At 30.4% G+C, this 19,507-nt stretch carries 16 protein-coding genes and 1 tRNA gene; 9 read left to right on the plus strand and 8 right to left on the minus strand.

Features of this window, described 5'->3' with window-relative positions; genetic code table 11:
- Genes AAH949_RS00995 through AAH949_RS01005 form a run of 3 tightly spaced genes read left to right on the plus strand, consistent with a single transcriptional unit; the run spans window position 1 to window position 5,246 of the window.
- On the plus strand, window positions 1-1,494 hold the full coding sequence (locus tag AAH949_RS00995; RefSeq protein ID WP_348518702.1) for an NADH-quinone oxidoreductase subunit M: 1,494 nt from the start codon (window positions 1-3) through the stop codon (window positions 1,492-1,494).
- Window positions 1,484-2,854: an NADH-quinone oxidoreductase subunit N gene (locus tag AAH949_RS01000; protein ID WP_134238349.1), complete on the plus strand. Its 1,371-nt coding sequence runs from the start codon at window positions 1,484-1,486 to the stop codon at window positions 2,852-2,854. Before AAH949_RS00995 ends, AAH949_RS01000 begins: the two co-directional genes overlap by 11 nt.
- Before the next feature lie 19 nt (window positions 2,855-2,873).
- On the plus strand, window positions 2,874-5,246 hold the full coding sequence (locus tag AAH949_RS01005; protein WP_348518703.1) for a flagellar protein: 2,373 nt from the start codon (window positions 2,874-2,876) through the stop codon (window positions 5,244-5,246).
- Between the two features lie 71 nt (window positions 5,247-5,317).
- Here AAH949_RS01005 and AAH949_RS01010 read toward each other — a convergent pair.
- Window positions 5,318-5,392: transfer RNA gene (locus AAH949_RS01010), tRNA-Glu, on the minus strand.
- Window positions 5,393-5,498: 106 nt separating this feature from the next.
- Between AAH949_RS01010 and AAH949_RS01015 the strand changes: the two genes are divergently transcribed.
- A complete protein-coding gene (locus AAH949_RS01015) occupies window positions 5,499-6,065 on the plus strand; it encodes a manganese efflux pump MntP family protein (protein ID WP_348518704.1) in 567 nt (188 codons plus the stop codon).
- 19 nt (window positions 6,066-6,084) lie between these two features.
- Here the strand turns inward: AAH949_RS01015 and AAH949_RS01020 are convergent, their stop codons facing one another.
- Window positions 6,085-6,843 carry an exodeoxyribonuclease III gene (locus AAH949_RS01020; RefSeq protein ID WP_348518705.1) on the minus strand — a complete coding sequence of 253 codons (759 nt, stop codon included), beginning with the start codon at window positions 6,841-6,843 and terminating at the stop codon, window positions 6,085-6,087.
- Between the two features lie 126 nt (window positions 6,844-6,969).
- Between AAH949_RS01020 and AAH949_RS01025 the strand changes: the two genes are divergently transcribed.
- From AAH949_RS01025 to AAH949_RS01035, 3 genes are read left to right on the plus strand one after another with little or no spacing between them, the layout of a single operon-like run.
- Window positions 6,970-8,520 carry a phosphoethanolamine--lipid A transferase gene (locus AAH949_RS01025; protein ID WP_348518706.1) on the plus strand — a complete coding sequence of 517 codons (1,551 nt, stop codon included), beginning with the start codon at window positions 6,970-6,972 and terminating at the stop codon, window positions 8,518-8,520.
- A complete protein-coding gene (locus tag AAH949_RS01030) occupies window positions 8,517-8,876 on the plus strand; it encodes a diacylglycerol kinase (protein WP_134238353.1) in 360 nt (119 codons plus the stop codon). Before AAH949_RS01025 ends, AAH949_RS01030 begins: the two co-directional genes overlap by 4 nt.
- A complete protein-coding gene (locus tag AAH949_RS01035) occupies window positions 8,873-9,115 on the plus strand; it encodes a replication/maintenance protein RepL (protein ID WP_348518707.1) in 243 nt (80 codons plus the stop codon). Before AAH949_RS01030 ends, AAH949_RS01035 begins: the two co-directional genes overlap by 4 nt.
- A gap of 12 nt (window positions 9,116-9,127) precedes the next feature.
- On the opposite strand, the gene AAH949_RS01040 is transcribed toward AAH949_RS01035, so the two are convergent.
- From AAH949_RS01040 to selA, 4 genes are read right to left on the minus strand one after another with little or no spacing between them, the layout of a single operon-like run.
- On the minus strand, window positions 9,128-9,652 hold the full coding sequence (locus tag AAH949_RS01040) for a hypothetical protein (protein ID WP_348518708.1): 525 nt from the start codon (window positions 9,650-9,652) through the stop codon (window positions 9,128-9,130).
- Window positions 9,645-10,367: a thioredoxin fold domain-containing protein gene (locus AAH949_RS01045; protein WP_348518709.1), complete on the minus strand. Its 723-nt coding sequence runs from the start codon at window positions 10,365-10,367 to the stop codon at window positions 9,645-9,647. Before AAH949_RS01045 ends, AAH949_RS01040 begins: the two co-directional genes overlap by 8 nt.
- Window positions 10,368-10,413: 46 nt before the next feature.
- Entirely contained in the window at window positions 10,414-12,213 is a 1,800-nt protein-coding gene (gene selB / locus AAH949_RS01050; protein ID WP_348518710.1) for a selenocysteine-specific translation elongation factor, read from the minus strand.
- Window positions 12,210-13,532 (minus strand): L-seryl-tRNA(Sec) selenium transferase, encoded by a 1,323-nt coding sequence (selA, locus tag AAH949_RS01055; RefSeq protein WP_348518711.1) that lies wholly within the window; start codon window positions 13,530-13,532, stop codon window positions 12,210-12,212. The genes selB and selA overlap by 4 nt, the downstream gene beginning before the upstream one ends.
- A 94-nt stretch (window positions 13,533-13,626) precedes the next feature.
- Between selA and AAH949_RS01060 the strand changes: the two genes are divergently transcribed.
- Together AAH949_RS01060 and AAH949_RS01065 are read left to right on the plus strand one after the other, a co-directional pair.
- Window positions 13,627-15,288, plus strand: a complete 1,662-nt coding sequence (locus tag AAH949_RS01060) for a 4Fe-4S dicluster domain-containing protein (RefSeq protein ID WP_348518712.1) — start codon at window positions 13,627-13,629, stop codon at window positions 15,286-15,288.
- A 43-nt stretch (window positions 15,289-15,331) separates the two neighbouring features.
- A complete protein-coding gene (locus AAH949_RS01065; RefSeq protein ID WP_348518713.1) occupies window positions 15,332-16,627 on the plus strand; it encodes a hypothetical protein in 1,296 nt (431 codons plus the stop codon).
- Window positions 16,628-16,634: 7 nt separating this feature from the next.
- Here AAH949_RS01065 and ilvD read toward each other — a convergent pair whose 3' ends face one another.
- Both ilvD and AAH949_RS01075 read right to left on the minus strand, forming a co-directional pair.
- Window positions 16,635-18,311 carry a dihydroxy-acid dehydratase gene (gene ilvD, locus AAH949_RS01070; RefSeq protein WP_348518714.1) on the minus strand — a complete coding sequence of 559 codons (1,677 nt, stop codon included), beginning with the start codon at window positions 18,309-18,311 and terminating at the stop codon, window positions 16,635-16,637.
- Window positions 18,301-19,494: an aspartate aminotransferase family protein gene (locus tag AAH949_RS01075; protein WP_134237534.1), complete on the minus strand. Its 1,194-nt coding sequence runs from the start codon at window positions 19,492-19,494 to the stop codon at window positions 18,301-18,303. Before AAH949_RS01075 ends, ilvD begins: the two co-directional genes overlap by 11 nt.
- Window positions 19,495-19,507 lie beyond the last annotated feature (13 nt).

Genomic DNA, 19,507 nt, shown 5'->3' on the forward strand with positions numbered 1-19,507 from the left:
ATGTTGAATGTATTGATTTTTTTGCCTTTATTTGTGGCTTTTATTTTATTGGGACTTAAAAATAAAAACACTATTAAATTTTTAAGTCTTATAGCTAGTGCTGTGATTTTGCTTTTAAATTTAGCTTTATTTTTAAAATACACAAAAGGATATGCCTTTGAATATCAACTTCAAAGTGCTACAAATTCTTTATTAAACTATCATATCGGTGTTGATTCTATTGCACTTATTTTAATGTTACTTTGTTCTTTAATGGTATTTTTGTCCTTTTTGTGTTTAAAAATAAGACACAAGGGAATTTTTGTAAGTTTATTTGTTTTAGAATTTGCTATTATGGGGCTTTTTAGCGCTTTAGATGCCTTGCTTTTTTATGTGTTTTGGGAGTTTTCTTTATTGCCATTAATTTATATTATAGGTTTGCATTCTAAAGATTACAAAGCAGGGGTTAAATTCTTTCTTTATGCCTTTGCGGGTTCTATTTTAATGCTTGTAGCTATGATTTATTTGGCTTTTTTAAATCATCAAGTGTTAAATATTTGGACTTTTGATCTTATTGTTTGGCAAGAGCATATTTCTGCACCTGAATTTGGTGTGCAAATTTGGTTATTTTTAGCATTTTTTGTCGCTTTTGCGATTAAAAGCCCTTTATTTCCTTTCCATACTTGGGCGCCAAAGGTTTATGCGTATTCTCCAACCACTGCTTCTGTAATGCTTGTAGCATTTAAAATGGCTCCTTTTGGTTTTTTGCGTTTTTGTTTGCCACTTTTCCCTGATGCGAGTGTTTTTTTAATGCCTTTCATCTTTGCTTTATGTGTGGTAAGTATTTTATATACAGCATTTATTGCTTATAGAGCTGATGATTTAAAAGAACTGATTGCTTATAGTTCTATTTCGCATATTGGTGTGATGTTGCTAGGGATTTTTTCTTTAAATGTTTTTGGACTCACAGGAGCGATTTTTTATATGTTTGCACATGGTCTTGTAACAGGTGCGCTTTTTATTATGGCTTCGATTTTAAGATCAAGATATGGAACTTTAAAAATTTCTTATCATAAAGCTTTGGCTTCCAAAGGTGCTTTATTTGCAGCCTTATTTGCCATAGTGCTTTTTGCAAGTATTTCTTTGCCTTTAACCATTTCTTTTGTTGGAGAATTTTTAGTGCTTTTAGGTGTGGCTAAAATTAATTTTATTTATGCGCTTTTGGCGGGACTTGTCATTATTTTAGGTGCAATTTATATGCTAAGTGTTTTTAGAAAAATGTTTTTTATGGGCGAAGAAAGCCATGTAAGTCGTTTTACATTAAAAACAAGAGAAATTATAGGGCTTAGCATTGTGGTTATACTAATTTTTTATTTAGGAATTTCTCCTTCTGTTTTCTTAAATCCTATTGAAGCAAATGTAAATGAGCTTTTAAACATAATGCAGCTTAAGGCAACAGATCAAGCCAGTATCGAATTTTTATCAGATTTAAAGGATATGAGCCATGCTAAATAATATCGATTTCCAAATTTTGAATATTCCTTTGGCTTTTCCCGTTTTAGTTTTGGTTATGGGAGCTATTATTTTACTTTTATGCTCGGCTTTTAAAAACCTTCACCGCAGTTTTTATGTGGCTTTTAGTCTGATTTTTTTGGTATTTAGTTTTGCTTTAATGTATTTTGAAGATTTTAGTACTAATTCTTATGCCTTTTTTGAAACTTTACAAACGGATAGTTTGGCTTTAGGAGCACAAAAAATCATTTTGATTTTTTCAGCTTTTTATGTTTTAATGGATGTAAAACAAAAGCAGGGTGAATTTTATGCTTTATTATTGTTTATAGCAGCTTCTTTGATGCTTATGGTTTCAAGCTCAAATTTGATTTTGATCTTTATAGGACTTGAAAGTTCTTCTTTAGCGCTTTATACTTTAATTGCAATGCGAGGCACAAGAAATGCTATTTCTAGTGCTATAAAGTATTTTAGCGTTGCAGCGGTAGGATCTGGATTTTTTGTTTTAGCTTGTGCTTTAATTTATATGAAAACAGGCTCTTTAGCCATTAATAAAGCTATGCAAAATTCAAATGATGTATTAACGATAGGCGCATTTGCTATGATGCTAGTAATTGCTGGAGTTAAGCTTTCTTTAATGCCGTTTCATTTTTGGCTTAAAGATGTTTATTATGCTTCAAATGCAAATTTAGTGGCTTTTATTTCCGTTGTTCCAAAGATTGCTATGGTTGCTTTTGTGTGTCGTCTTTTTGCTTTTGTACCACAAGCAAATTTCATTTATGTGGTGATGATTTTTGCATCTTTTTCTATGCTGATTTCAAGCATAGTGGCTTTAAGTCAAAATGATGTGAAAAAAATGCTCGCTTATAGTTCCATTTCGCATTCTTCTTTTGCTTTAATGGCTTTGATTCCAATATTATCAGATTATGAATTTTTCTCTTCATCTTTGGATAGCGTGATGGCTTATTGGACTTTATTTGCTTTTGCAAATTATGGCACTTTTCTATTATTAAGCCTTACAAAGTCAAGTTCTTACGATGCTTTAGCGGCTTTATTTAAATTTAAACCCGTTTTAGCACTTTTATTAGGAATTTTTGTTTTAAGTTTGGCAGGAATTCCGCCTTTTGGTGTATTTTGGGGTAAGGTAATGATTATGCTAAGAAGCATTGAGGCTGGTTATTGGTATTTAGCTCTTATTATGGCTTTAAGTTCAGCATTGATTGTGTTTGCTTATTTTAAAATTATCATCTATGCTTTTTTCAAAAAGAATCTTGGCTTTGAGGGTGTTGAAAAACTGCAAATGTCTCAGATTTTGGTTTTAACTTTATCTTTAATTGCCAGTTTATTTTATGTGTTAATCTTGTAAAATATTGTATAATCTCACAATGAGAGTTTTAATTTTAATTTGTATAAGTTTTATATATCTTTTTGGCTTTGATTTGGTATTAAATACAGGTAGAGAAAATAACTCTACCTTTGCTATTTTGCATTTAAAAAATGATAAAGAATTTAGTTGTAAAGAGCTTGTTGTTGATGGAAAATCTCATTTCCAGTGCGATATTTTAGGAAATATTGAGCGAGAATTTCAAAATCAAAAATTTGATTATTTTGATTTGGAATTTAAAAAGCAAAATGACAATTTGCAAATTTTGATTTATCCAAAAATTGAAGCAAAAATGTATATTTTAGATCCGGAGCTTTATGCAAAAACAGATGTTAAAAATACTAAAAATATCAATACATCAAAGAATTTCACCTTTGTTTTTTCAGAAAAAATTGATTTTGTTGATGAACGCGATGGTTTAAATTTTGATATTAAATTTCCACATGAGATTTTACCTTCAATTGGAGCTTTAGATTTGGAATCAAATCCCGTTGTTATTCCACAAAGTGCAGATATTAATACTTATGTGCGTATAAAAAATGAATATGAAAAAAGTAATTATTTGCAAGTAATTAGCGACGCACAAAATGCTATCAATCGTTACAGTGGCAGTATTTTTATGAGTGAATTTATACTTTATAAATTAAGGGCACAAAATAAACTTTATACCTATAATGATGAAGATAAAGATCAAGCAGTCTTGGAAGCTATGCTCGAAGAGAGCAAAAATTGGATGCGCACTTTTACGAGTGATAAAAATTTTCCCGAAATTCTATATTTAAGTATGAGAGCTTATATGGGTCTTAGTCAAAAAAATAATGTTGATTATGTGATCGGCATCTTAAAAAATGAGCATGCGGGAAATTATTTTTCAGAGCTTGCACTTTTAGATTATGCAGAATATCTTTATCATTTAGGTAAAAAAGAAGAGGGAATGCTTTTAAATGAGCAAATTTATTATCAAAGTCAAAATAAAGATTTAGCCAGTCGTGCAGGAGCTTTTTTAGCTAAGTATTACATAGAAAAAAAAGATTATTCTAAGGCTATATCATTTATAAATCTGATTTTTGAAGCTAATCCTGCTTATTTTGTTCAAGATAAAAATAGAGCTTTGGATTTAGCAGAGCTTTTAAGTATGCATAAACTTTATAATCTTAGCTCGGCAATTTACGAAAAGGTTTTTCTTGATTTAAAAACCATAGATCCAGAATATGAAAAAACCTTGAAAAATTTGGCACTTGATCTAAGTCAAACTGCAAGGCATCAAGATGCTAAAAAATATCTCGATCTTTATGTGGAAGAATTTATGGATGGAGAATTTATTACAGAAATCAAAGAAGCTTCAGATCGTATATTTTTTGATACAGCAGATAATAATTCGACTTTACTGCATGAGCGTTATACGCAATTAAGAGAGCAATACAATAATGAAATTTCTCAAAGAGCTTTAAGTGAAGATGTGAAATTGTATTTTAACGAAGGAAATTATTCTAAGGTTTTAGAATTTAAAGATTTAATTGATCAAAGTCAAAATCCAGATGATAAAGGCTATCTTAGTAAAGCCGCTATTAATAGTCTAAATGCAGAACTTTCAAAAGATGAGTGTATTAAAGCTACAGATCTTTATTTGCGTTTCGAAAGTTATGGGATCATTCAAGGCATTGATGGCAAAAAACATATGCTTGAATGTTTGCTTAGAACTTCAAAAATAGACAAGGCTAAAGAATATATCGAAAAAAATTATAATGAAGATAGTATTTATTATGGTTTGCAAAAGGCAAATTTATTGCTTGATGATAAAAAATATCAGCAAGTTTTGGATTTAAGCACTCAAATTTTAAATTCGCGAATTTTAAAAAGCGATGAGGAAAAATTTAAGGCTTTAAAGTTGAAATTTTTAGCGTATTTAAGAATGGATGATTATAATAATGCGATTAAATCTTTAATGCGTTTAGAAAAATTTCCTATGAATTATGAAATGGTTGAGCTTTATAATGAATTTGTGACATATTGTAAGGATAAAAATTTGCAAACAAGTATTTTAACTTATGCCACAAAGGCGATTGATTATCAAAACTTAAAAGGTGTAAATTTATTCAGCCCACAATTAGAATTTACCTATCTCGATGCTTTGTATAAAGCCCAAAGGTATGATGAAGCTTTGTTGGTTTTAAAGGATTTGATTAAAATTAAAAATTTAAATGCGGATGAAAAGGCAAGAATTTTTTATACCCAAGCATTGGTTTATGAGAAATTAGCAAATTTAAATGCACAAAAACAAAGCTTGCAACAGTGTTTGGATTTAAATTCAACTTCAAATTGGAAAAATCTTTGCCAAGATAAAAATCAATTATTAATTGATAAAAATTTATAATTTCTAATATTTCTTATTTTTATAAAATTAAAATAAATTGTAAGGGTTTTTAGCTTTTAGAAGTTAAAGAGTGGTGACCCATACGAGACTCGAACTCGTGTTACCGCCGTGAAAGGGCGATGTCCTAACCGCTAGACGAATGGGCCAATTTTTAAAATGAAATTGAATTATACAGCTAGTAAGCTTATAAACTACTTAAATATACTTTTATTTTATTTTGTTATAATTTTTCCTTTTTTTATAAGGAAATCAATGGATATTTTAAGTTTAATTTTTCTCGCTTGTGCTTTAGCTATGGATGCTTTTGCGGTATCTTTGTGCAAGGGTTTTAGTGTAAAAAAATTACAAATTAGGCATTATTTAATCGTAAGTTGTTATTTTGGTGGCTTTCAAGCTTTAATGCCACTCATAGGATATTTTATAGGAATTTCTTTTAGTGATTTTGTAAAATTTATAGATCATTGGATAGCTTTTATCTTGCTTGGTTTAATTGGCGCTAAAATGATAAAAGAAGCCTTAGAAGATGAAAGTTGCGATACAAACTCAAATCAATTTGGCGCTAAAATAATGCTTGGCTTAGCAATAGCAACTAGCATTGACGCATTAGCGATTGGCGTGAGTTTTGCTTTTTTGAAAGTGAATTTAATTTTAGCTCTTTTGCTGATAGGATTTATTACCTTTATGTTTTGCTTGCTTGCCTTAAAAATAGGTAATACCTTTGGGATTTATCTTAAAAGCAAGGCTGAATTTTTTGGCGGTGCGGTATTAATTTTATTAGGATTTAAAATTTTAATCCAGCATTTATTTTTTGAAGGTTAAAACTATCTTTAAGATAGTTTTAAATATCTATTTCAATTCCTATGGGTGCGTGATCTGAACCAAAAATATCATCTCTTATAAAAGCATTTTTAAGTTTATCTTTTAAGCCTTTTGAAATGAAAAAATAATCAATCCTCCAGCCTACATTTCTTTCTCTTGCTTTCATCCTATAGCTCCACCACGAGTATTTTTCTTTGATTTCGCCGTTAATTTCTCTAAAAGTATCGATAAATCCAAGCTTTAACAAATCATCAATCCAAGCCCTTTCAATAGGCAAAAAGCCTGAAGTATTAGCATTTGCTTTTGGATGAGTAAGATCGATTTCTTTGTGAGCTGTATTTACATCGCCACAGATTATTATCTCAAAACCATCTTTTAAAAGCTTGTCTAAATACACCAAAAAATCCGCATAAAATTTCATCTTAAAATTCAAGCGTTCTTCATCTTTTTGTCCATTTGGAAAATAAATATTAAAAAGGGTGATATTTTTAAAGCGATGCTCTAAAACTCTGCCCTCTTCGTCATCAAAAAATTCACATTTTTTCACTTCACTATCAAAATTACAAAGACTCATCACGCCAGAATATCCCGCCCTTTTAGCAGAATTTGAATACATATGCTTAAAAGGATATTCATAAATTTTTTTAGGAAATTTATCTTCGTGTGCTTTGATTTCTTGAAAGCCTATAAAATCAATTTCTTCATTTGCTATCCAATCAAGGGCATTTTTATCACAAATCGCTCTTAAGCCATTGACATTCCATGAAAGTAATTTCATTTTTTATCCTTTGCAATTTTCAAAAGTAAAATAATAGCATAATTAATAAAAATTATTACTAACTATTAATTTTTTCTTTTTAAACTTCTTTTTTTATTTTGATGTTTATTTTGATAAAGGAAATCTATGCCCCAACTTAAAATTTCATGGTTCAAATTTACGCTTTTAAATTCTATTTTAATCACGCTTTTAAATTTTAATTTACATTTATTTGTTTATGAAAAATTACAAAATCTATGGCTAACTTTAGTTTTTGTTGTAGCTTACTTTGGCTTGGTGCATGCAATTTTATCGGTTGTTTTTGTAAAATATTTAACTAAGTTTTTTTCTATTTTTTTTATTGTAGCATCTTGTGTTAGTATTTATTTTATCACTTTTTATGGGGTTTTGATTGATTCTGATATGATACAAAATGTTGTCCAAACTGATACAAAGGAAGTTTTGGATTTAATTAATTGGCGTGTGGTTGTTTTAAGTTTCGTAGTGCTTGTATTTTGCATTTTGATTTCAAGAATTCGTATTGAAAACCCTAGCTTGGGGGGGGGGATTATAAAAATAATGCGAACTAGAATTTTGAGTATATTGCTAGGACTTTTTGTTTTTTTAATCGCATTTTTGCCTTTAAGCAAGACTTTTATGCCTTTTTTTAGAAATTATAGTGAAATAAGAATGTATAATGTACCTTTTTATCAAATTTATGCAGTATATCGTTATTATGTGCGTTTTTTAAAGCCAAAACCTGAATTTAAAATCATAGCAAAAGACGCATTTTTAGAAAATAATAGTACTAAAAAACTTTTAGTTTTGGTTGTAGGTGAAACCGCAAGGGCTGCAAATTATTCTCTTAATGGATACGCTAAAAATGATACGAATTTTTATACTAAAAAAGAAGGCGTTGTGTTTTTTAATGACTTTTCATCGTGTGGGACTGCTACGGCAGTAAGCTTGCCTTGTATGTTTTCTTTTTCTAAACGCCAAAATTATTCAAGTGCTGAATTTGGTGAAAATGCTATGGATATCTTACAAAAAGTAGGTGTAAATGCCACATGGATAGATAATAATTCTGGCGGTTGCAAAGGGGTTTGCGAAAGGCTTTTGGATAAAAAACAACTTTCGAGTGATTATGATGAGAATTTATTGCCACATTTAAAAGAAAGATTGGCTAATTTAAGTACTCAAAATATCATCGTTTTGCACTTGCAAGGCTCTCATGGACCAACATATTATAAACGCTATCCTGATGCTTTTAAGAAATTTACACCCACATGTGATACAAATGAGCTTTCAAAATGCGATAATGAAGCTTTGATTAATACCTATGATAATACTTTGCTTTATACGGATTTTATACTAAGCGAGATTATCAAGCTTTTAAAAGAAATGAGTGATTATCAAAGTTCTTTGATTTATCTTTCAGATCATGGAGAAAGTTTGGGAGAAAATGGCATATATTTGCACGGAATGCCTTATACTATAGCACCAAAAACACAAACACATATTCCTGCGATTTTTTGGAGCAATGATGAAAATTTAATGGATTTAGCACAAAAACACAAAAACTTAAAACTTTCACAGGATAATCTTTTTAGCACACTTTTGGGATATTTTGATGTAAATTCAAGTGTTTATGAGGTAAATTATGATCTTTTAAATCAAGCTTTAAAGGCAAATCAATGAAACCAAAATATTCTTTATTTAAAAATTCAAGCTATGCTTTAAGCGGTATTAAATTTTTACTCAAAGATGAAAAATCTTTTAGACTAGAAGTTGCAATCACCTTGCCTTTGATAATTTTTTCATTATTTTTGCCACTAAGTTTTGCAGAGCATTTTATTTTAATTTCTGTTTTAGTATTGATTTTCATAGTAGAAGCTTTAAATTCTGCCATTGAAGCTTGCGTGGATTTATATACCGATGATTTTCATATTTTAGCTAAAAAAGCTAAAGATTGTGGTAGTGCAGCGGTATTTTTTAGTGTGTGTTTGGCAGTATGTACTTGGCTTGTGGTACTTTTTAAGGTATTTTTCTTATGAACGAAAAAATACTTTGCCTTTGCAAAGAAATTCTAGGCAAAAAACGCTTTGAATTGTTACAATTTTTATGTGAAAATGCTGATGAAAATGGCTTTATTTTCATAAAAATAAGTGAGTTAGAAGAAAAATTAAACCAAAGCAAGCCTACCATTATCACTACTTTTAAATTCTTAGAAGAAAAAAAGCTTTTCAAACGTCTTAAAAATGGACTTTATCAGTTAAAATTTAAAATTGATTAAAACTTTTGAGAATCAATTGAAATAAAAAAAGCTTGAAATTTGCTCGACAATTTTATTTTCCAAAGCATCTTGGCAGCGTTTTAAATTGCTAAGATAAGCTGTTCTTGCCACAAGACTGGTTTTTTGTGTTTGTGTTTTGCTTTCTATTTTTATATTCACTTGCATGATGAAATAGTTTTCAACATACATTTCATAATTATTATATATGGTGTCAAATCCACTAAAGAAAAAATCAGCACTGGCTGAACTCATTCTTTGTGCAAAAGAAAATTTTCTAAAATCAACTAAATTGATATACGCGTTATAATCCGCATTATCATCAATCACTCTAAATCCTAATTCTTGGAATTTTTTCTTAAGGCGATATTCTAAGGTTGTGTTATAATTTGAAGGATTTTTAAAATGAAAAGCTATGCTTTGATTTTTCTCACTTTTGATAAAAATTCCTTCATTATTGGTCTGTACAAAAGCTTGCATATTGGCACTCATACAAGCTGTAAAAAAGAGTGCAATACAACAAAGTAAGATTTTATTCATCATCTTTTATAATGGTTGGCACTTGCATTAAGCCTAGGGCTTGATATTTATTATTTAGCTTGATGACTTCAAGTAACTCATTTTCATTAACGCTTGGATAATCTTTAATATTTGGATCGAAATATTTATTTAAAATAGCAATTTTTTCTTCATCATTTTTTGCACCCTTAATTTCCTTATAAATCAAAGCCGCTTTTTCAAAAGCACTTTTATCATGCACTGGAGTTAAGATAAGATGGACTTGATAATCTTTTAAGGTTTGTTTGATACTTTTTAGGTGTTTGCGACAATAAGGGCATTCAGGATCTGAAAATACATACATTGAGGGTTTAGTTTTGTCTCCTAGACTTATAAGCATTGTTTCTTTTTTAACTTCATTTTTTGCATTTTTTTCAAAATTGTCTTTTATTTGTTTGATTTTTTCCATTTCAAAGGCTTGTCGGTAAGAAATTTCATTTTTAAGATCTAAAATATCAGGAACTATAACAGAATCTTTTGTAAAAGTAATGATTTGCTCTTTAAAATTTTCACTTTGAATATCTAAAATAACACTTTCGAAATTATCAACAGGAATTTTCTCTCTTTTTATAACAGAAATTTTTACATCAGGTATTTGTGAAGAATAAACTTTAGTATAAAAATCAATAATTTCTTGGTTGCTAGCACCAAAAAGTAAAACATTAGATATTAATAAAGCAAGAGTAATTTTTTTCATTATTTTCCTTAAAAATTTTTATTTTTTTTAATTTTATTATATTTGATTAAATATTGTCTTTTAAATAGCGTTTTTCATTTATTTTTGTTACTTTTTCATTTTTGTCTAAATATTCTAAATAAGCTATGGCGTATTTTCTTGAAAAATTAAAATACTCTTTCATTTTTTGCACATCAAGACTTTCATTTTTTAAAAGCTCAAAGCATTCTTCCATAAGCTTATTTAGTGCATTTTTCTCTACAAAAAGATTATGTGTTAATCTTACGATGAGATTTTGCTTTGTCAGTTTTTTTAACATTTCATCTCCGCTTTTTCTATCAAGCTCTAAAAAATCATATAAATTATAAGGTGCTTCAGCTTTTATACCTTGTTTTTTAAGCATTTCATAAAGCTCGTTATTGTTTTTTTCTTTTAATTTTTCAAAATCAATTCCTTTTTTAAAATACACTCCATTTTTGAAATCAAGTAAATTTGTCATATTTTTAAGTCCAAATTCGCAAAATTCCACACTAGCCCAAGAAAGCCTTAAGGCCAAAGAAATAGCTGAAAGCATGGCATAAGGATTTTTTTCAAGTATAAAAGAAACAAATTTCTTAAATTCGTCTAAAATGGATAAATTATAAACATTAAGATTTTTTTCATCTATAAAAACTTCGTTTAATTCTTTGGCTAAATTTAATGCTTCTTCATGGCCTAATTTAAATCTTTGATAACTTGAAAGCAAACCAAAGCCGTATTTATGGGTATTGGTTAAAAACTCGAAAGCCTTTTTTAGATCTTTATTTTTTAAAAACATTAAAAACTTATTTTTTTGCTCTCTTTTTAAGGGCTCGCTCATAGGATTTAAAACCCTTCCACCGCCTATAACGCGGTTGTTTTGAAGTAAAACAAATTTTTCATCAAAGCATAAAAAAAGATTTTTTTCAAAATCAAGATGCGCGAAAAATTCATCATTTTCTAATTCTTTTAAAATATTAACCTTGCATTCTATACTTTTTGTTCCTACACAAAAAAGCATTTTTGCATTTTTTAAATTCTTAGCTTTAATTAAAACATCACATTCTTTAAAACCTTTAAAAAATCCTTTTTTACTTAATAAAAAACCCTTTTTTAGCTCTTTATAATCACAATTTAAACTTAAAGCTACGCGGTTAAAGGCTGAAATTTCATTAAAATTATTTTCATGATTTTGTATATTTTTGATGATGAGTTCTTTTTGATTATCAAGGCAAATGATTTTTTCATTTAAGGCAATTTTTCCTTCATTTAAGCTTCCTGTAATAACAGTTCCTATGCCTTTTAAGGAAAAAACCCTATCGATATAATAACGAAAAACAAGTTTTTCATCCGTATTTTTACATTCTAAATTTAAAAGATAGTTTTTTAATTTTTTAATACTTGCTTCATCTTTAATGGAAGTATAAAAAATTTCTTTTGGCACAAAATTCAGCGCGTTTAAAATTTTTTGCCCTTGTTCTTTTAAATTCTCACATAAATCACATTTACTAAATACTAAAATAATATCTTTTATTCCTAAAATTTCAAGCACTTCTAAATGCTCTATGCTTTGTTCTTTTAGACCTTCATTAATATCAACTACAAATAAACAAGCACTAAAGCCAAATGCCCCACTTATCATTGTTTTAACCAAATCTTTGTGTCCGGGCACATCGATAAAAGAAAGGTGCTTTTCTTTGCAAATTAAATTTGAAAAACTTAAATTTATAGTGATTTGTCTTTCTTTTTCCTCTTTTAAGCTATCGCCCTCAAAGCCATTTAATGCTTTAATTAAAGAAGTTTTTCCATGATCAATATGCCCCGCAGTGCCAATTAAAAGTGAATTCATAAATTTTCCATAGTATTGATAATTTTAATTAGCTTTGATAAGTCTTTTTCCAAAATTGTCCTAAAATCTAATACAAAAGCTTCATTTTCTATGCGTCCTATGATATTTTTTGTCCTGAATTTCTCTTGCAAATTTAAAGCATTGCCCTTAAAGGCTAAAACAAAAGTATCCAAGGTTTTATCGGGCATTGATCCTCCGCCGACTAAGCTTTTACTTGTTCTTAACTCGCTTTGAAATTTAAGCTCATTTTGCACTTTTAAAGCTTTTTCTTTTATATGTTCTAAATTATCGTTTAAAAGTTTTAAAGTTATGATTTTTTCATAATCTTTTTCAAGATAAGCCTTAAGACTCTCATTTAAAAAAGCAAGAGTAATTTTATCTACTCTTAACATTCTTAAAAGTTGATTTTCTTTGATTTTATCAATAAGTTCTTTTTTGCCCAGTATGATTCCAGCTTGCACGCTACCAAAAAGCTTATCCCCGCTAAAACTTAAAATATCACAATACTTAATTAAATCTTTAATTTTAGGCTCATTTTTAACTAATTTTGCATTTAAATTCTCACACCATCCAGAACCTAAATCATAATAACTCAAAAGCCCTTTTTCTCTAGCCAAAATCCCCAAATCTTTTATGCTAACTTCGCTACAAAAACCAATTAAGGCAAAATTTGATTTATGAGTTTTTAAAAGCATTTTAGTGTTTTCATTTATGGCTTTTTCATAATCTTTTAGGTGTGTTTTATTGCTAGTGCCCACTTCTAAAAGCTTTACCCCAGCAGCTTTAATCACTTCGCTTACACGAAAACTTCCACCAATTTCTACAAGTTCGCCCCTTGAAGTGATGAGTTCTTTATCAAAGCAAAGTGAATTTAGCACCAAAAAAACTGCGGCAGCATTGTTATTTACTACCAAAGCATCTTCACACTCAAAAAGCATTTTAAGCTTTTCGAGCACTAATGCATAGCGACTTCCTCTTTTGCCATTTTCTAAATTAAATTCGATATTAGCGTAATTGCAAAGCACTTCTTTAGAGCTTTCAAAAATGCTTTCATCAATAACGCTTCGCCCCAAATTTGTATGGATAACAACGCCACTAGCATTAATCACGCTTTGTAAGTCTTTGTGCAAATGTTTTTTGATTTCTTTTTTGATTTCTTCTAAGATATTTGCTTTATCAAGGGCTTTTTCATCTAAATTTGCTTTGAGTTTTGCAACAACGCTTTTGCAAAAGTGAGCTTTTAAATAAAAAGGATATTCTTTTAAACTTTCATCGTCAATTAAAGCCCCAATTTGTGGAAAAGTTCTAAATTTGTTCATCTTAAACCTTAAGAAAATAAGGACAATTCTAGCATAATTTTCATACAATGCAAAGTTACAATTTGCTATGATTTTTCAAAAACGAAGGATAAAAATGCAAGATTTTATTTATATTAAAAACGAAGTTCTTATACCTCTTAGCGATGAGATTAAAATTTTGGAAAAAAGCATTGATGATGAGGTTTTAATTTCTAATGATAAAAGCCAAAAAGCTATCATTTATGCTCCAGAAATTAATTTTTATCTCAAAAACTCACAAGATGAAATTTTAGAAAAAAGTAAAAATGTATTAAAACTTTACGAAGCTAGGGCAAGTGTTTATGATTTGGGGCTTGATTTAGAGCAGGATAAAGAAGTGAAAAATCGCATTATTTTAGTGGATTCTAGTAAAGATAAGGCTGATTTTCTAAAAAAGCAAGGCTTTAAAGTCATCAGTTTAAAAAATGAAGAAATTTTGGCTGTTTTTGGAAGCATAGGTGAGCTTTGCGCGGTGATTTTAAATGAGAACGAAGAAGTAGAAATTGATTTTGATATTTTACTTTTTAACACTGATTTAAATGCAATTCGTAAAGATTTTACAAGACAAAGTGGTTGCTATAATATAAAAAATTTTAAAGATAATGAAGCTTTGCTTGAATTTTTACAAAGCAAAAGCCCAAAATATAAATTTAAAACTTATATAACTTATGATTCTAGCGTATGTCAATACCATGAAAGACGCAGCGAGCATTGTGCAAAATGTGCCGAGATTTGCCCAACAACAGCAATTTTAAAAGATGATGAAAATAAACATTTGGAATTTTCTCAAGTGGATTGCTTGGGTTGTGGAGGTTGCATTAGCGTGTGTCCTAGTGGTTCGCTTGATTATGCGCCTATGCCAAGACAAAGTTTTTTTGAGCTTTGTAAATTTTATAAAGAGGGTAAAATTTTAATCATACCTAAAAAAATGCCTTTAGAAAATTTAAATATCAATTTACCAAAAAGCGTTTTGCCTTTTATGATAGAAGGGGAAAAATGGCTATCTCATATGCATTTTTTAACTCTTTTGCAAAGCAGTGGTGCAAATTTGATTTTTTACACCGATTTCATTTCGCGTGGAAGTAGCGAGGCAATAGAGCTTTTGAATACCTTTTTTGAAAGAAAATTTAACAAAAAAGCCATTTTTGTAGCAAAAGATGAAAAAGAATTACAAGAGGCTTTAGAAAAGCAAGAATTCATAGGAAGCTTAAGTTTTGAATTCCACAATAACACTCTAAGCACTAGGGAAAATTTTGCTAAAAGGATGCAAAATTTGATTAAAAATGATGATTTTGGCACAAAAGAAAGCGGAGAATGGCTAAGATATGGACAAATACAAATCAATGCAAACACTTGCACGCTTTGTCTTTCTTGCGTGGGAGCTTGTAATGTGGGTGCGTTGATTGCTGATGCTAAAGAAAATGCTTTAAAATTTAATGCTTCGCTTTGCACGACTTGTGGGTATTGCGAAGTAAGTTGTGCCGAAAAAGACACTTTAAAACTTACGCGTAGTGGAATGGAATTTAATCCGAATTATTTTGAGTATAAAACCATGGCAAAAGATGATCTTTTTGCTTGTATAGAATGTGGAAAAGAATTCGCCACAAAAAAGGCGGTAGAAAAAATCGCAAATTTGATGAAAGCTAAGTTTGCCAATGATGAAAGTAAGTTAAAAACACTTTATTGCTGTGCAGATTGTAAGGCAAAAGTGATGATAGAAGCAATGAAAAATAGGTAATTTTGTTATAAAAATGGTTTATATATAGGATGAAAGGATAAAAATGAGTGATAATAAAGATATTTACGAGATTTATACTTCTAATGGACTTATATTAGAAGTTGATAAAAATACAAATCAAATTATATTTGATAAAAGAAAAGATGGGCGCAAGGTAGGCAAATACACCCAAGAATATTCTAAAGCTTTGTTTGAAGCCGATAGAATTTTAAGAACCTCTCCTTATATTAATTATCAACCCCAATACCTAGATCCTAACTTTTATACAGGACAAGCTTCTACTTTACTTGAATTTAAAGATTGGCAAAGTATTTATTTAAAAGATCCTATTAAAGGAAGCATAGCTCCTTGGACTAAAGCAGAAAAAGCTTATTATAAATCTTTAAAAACTAAAAAAGAAAGATATAAATATTTAGTTATAAGAAGTGGTATAAGAAGTGTTGTTATAGATATACCTTATGAAGCCATAGGAGCTGTAGATGAAAAAGGAAATGTAGATCCTAAATATGAAAAATTATATAGAATAGTAGATGATAATAAACATAATCTAAGATCAAGTTTATTTCATAATGAATGGGGTATGGCAGCAGGAATACTAGGTGATTATAAATATCTAGCTAATGATATGTCTCAAAATGGTTTTAATGCAAGATTTATCCAAGCTACTATACTTTATATACAATTAAGTGGGGGAAGTAGTATATTAGATAAACCTAATTTATTAGGTGCTATTTATGGTTATGCAGATATTGCTGTAGGAAGTGGTTTAGTAGGAGTGCATAAAAATCCTTTAAGAGAACAAGAGATTAAAACCTTAGCTAAGACTTTAAAACCTGATGAATTTGGTATGCTTCCTTTTATAGATGAGATTATGGGAGTAGATTGGGTGATTGATTTAAATAAATATAGATTGGCTAATGATGAATTTGGAGATATATATAAAGCCTTAAGAAGTGATGTGGTTGAGGGTAAGATAAAAGATCCAAGGGATGTAGATTCTACTTATGAAAGCAGAAGAGAATTTGATCGTTATATGGATGGGTATTCTAATGGTATGATTAATGCTTATGGTTATGATATTCCAAATGACTGGAATGATGCACAATTAAAAATAGATTCTATGATATTAACTGCCAAACTAGCAGCTCTAACTCCTCCTCAAGGCTATCCTAATGCACCAAGATATTTTACCCCTGAAAAACTAGAATGGTATTATAAAAGACATAAGCTTGATAAGCTCCTTGATCCAAGAATTCCTGCTATATATAGATATAATTTTCCGCAAAGTCTAAGAGAGAAGATACAAGCTTATGCTAAAGAGCATAATATCAAGGAGTGAGTAAATTTCACTCCATATCCAAAACTGCACCCTTGCTGGCATTTGAAACTAATTTTTGATACATTTTAAGCCATCTTGAATTGACTTCTTTTTTAGGTATTACAAATTCTTTTTTGCGTTTTGCAATTTCTTTGTTACTTAAATTTGCATTTATAGTATAAGCATCGACATCGATTTCTATCTCATCACCATCTTTTAAAAGCCCTATAAACCCACCTTCTGCAGCTTCTGGGGAAATATGTCCTATGCTTAAACCCCTTGTTGCACCACTAAAACGCCCATCAGTGATTAATGCTACATCAGCACCAAGTCCCATTCCCATTATAAGCGAAGTTGGACTTAGCATTTCTTGCATACCTGGTCCGCCTTTTGGACCTTCATAGCGTATAACACACACATCGCCTTTTTTAACCTTGCCTTTGATAATGCCCTTAATGGCTTCATCTTGAGAATTAAAACAAACCGCTTTGCCTTTAAATTTCCTTTCTCCTGTGATACCTGCGGTTTTTACCACACAACCTTGCTCGGCTAAATTTCCAAACAACACCGCAAGTCCGCCAACTTTTGAGTAAGCATTATCAAGCTTTCTTATGATATTTTCATCTTTGATTTTAGCGTTTTTTAGTCTTTGTCTCAAATTTTCACCCGTAATCATTAGTGCATCAAGCTCTAAGATATGCCCCTCTCTGCTTGCAATTTCTGCCATTACCGCACTTACTCCGCCGGCTTTATGTATATCATCCATATAAATGGTATTTAAAGATGGAGCGATTTTTGCAATGTGCGAAACCTTGCTTGAAATGAAATTTAAATCCTTAATATCAAGCGCCACTCCTGCTTCTCTTGAAATGGCTAACATATGCAAAATAGTATTAGTGCTTCCGCCCATTGCCATATCTACAACCATAGCATTTCGCACGGCTTTTTGCGTGATGATGTTTCTAATCTTAAATCTTTCATCGAGTGCAATTTCGCAAATTCTTTTCGCTGCTTTTCTTAAAAGCTCTTCTCTTTCTTTGCTAAGCGCTAAAATCGTACCATTTCCTTCTAGTGCTATACCCATAGCTTCGCATAAAGTATTCATAGAATTTGCAGTAAACATTCCAGAACACGAACCCCCGCTAGGACAAGCAGAGCATTCTATATCTTTAAATTCTTCTTTGCTAATTTTTTTTGCTTCATATGCACCCACAGCTTCAAAAACAGAACTAAGACTTATTTTTTCGCCTTTTTTAGTTGTGCCCGAACGCATAGGACCACCACTTACAAAAATAGTTGGCACATTGACTCTTAAAGCACCCATTAGCATACCAGGGGTGATTTTATCGCAATTTGGAATGCAAATTAAAGCATCAAGCTGATGTGCATTCATCACACTTTCAACCGAATTTGCGATAATTTCACGGCTTGGCAATGAGTAAAGCATACCCTCATGCCCCATAGCAATACCATCATCAACGCCTATGGTATTAAATTCAAAAGGCACACAGCCATTTTTGCGAATTTCATCTTTGATGATTTTTGCATATTCATTTAAAAAATAATGCCCTGGTATAATGTCTATATAACTATTTGCCACGCCTATGAAAGGTTTATCAAAATCTTCATCTTTCAATCCACAAGCTCTAAGCAAAGAGCGATTAGGTGCTTTTAAATGCCCTTTTTTGATCGCATCACTTCTCATTAACCACTTCCTTTAAACTGAATTCAAGTTTTTCTGCCATTTCATCAATATGGGTTTTTTTTATGATTAAAGGCGGTAAAAAACGCAAGTCATTTTTTCCGCAGCTTATAAGCAAGAGCCCATTTTTTTGGCATTGTTTAATCACATCAGCGACTTTAATGCTTTTGTCTACTGCCAAACCTTGCATAAATCCTAAGCCTTTTCTTGATTTGCAAAAAGTGAATTTTTTTGCGATAGAGTCAAGTTTTTGTTCCAAGTAAGGTGAAAGTTTGCTGACATTTTCTAAAATTTTCTCTTCTTTGTAAATTTCAAATACTGCATTAATGCCCGCACAGGCTAAAGGATTTCCCCCATAAGTGCTGCCATGATCTCCTGCTTCTAAAGAATATTTAGCCACTTTTTCACTCACAGCAAAAGCTCCCACGCTAAGTCCGCATCCTAAAGCCTTTGCAGAGGTCATTACATCAGGCTTTAAATTAGCGTGTTCATAAGCAAAAAATTTACCCGTTCTTCCCATTCCGCATTGAATTTCATCAGAAATTAATAAAATATCTTTTTCATCACAAATTTTTCTCAAAGCTTGATAAAACTCTTTTGAGGCAGGGTTGATACCTCCTTCTCCTTGCACGCTTTCAAGGATAATAGCGCAAGTTTTTTCGCTAAGGAGTTTTTTTACGCTTTCTAAGTCATTATAATTTGCAAATTTTACCCCGCTAATTAAGGGCTTAAAAGGCTTTTGATACTTTGCATTAGCAGTGAGTGATAAGGCCCCTAAGGTGCGTCCGTGAAAAGAGTGCTTAAAAGCGATAAAATGTCCGCCTTTTTTACCTTTTGAAAAAGCGTATTTGCGAGCTGCTTTCATCGCTCCTTCTATGCTTTCTGTGCCAGAATTTGTAAAAAAAACGCGATCAAGTCCGCAAGCCTTGGCTAAATTTGTGGCTGCTTTTGCAATATTTTCATTATAGTAAAGATTGCTAGTGTGTAAGATTTTATCAATTTGTGCTTTAATGACTGCATTAAATTTAGTGTGTTTATAGCCTAAGGCACATACGCCAATGCCACTTGAAAAGTCTAGGTATTGTTTATTTTTATCATCATACAAATACACGCCTTCGCCTTTTTCTAAAACAATATCAAAGCGTTTATAAGTTTGTATGATATGAGTTTGATCTTTAATTTCCATTTTATTTTCCTTT

It is taken from the genome of Campylobacter sp. CCS1377, from assembly GCF_040008265.1.
Lineage (GTDB): Bacteria > Campylobacterota > Campylobacteria > Campylobacterales > Campylobacteraceae > Campylobacter_D.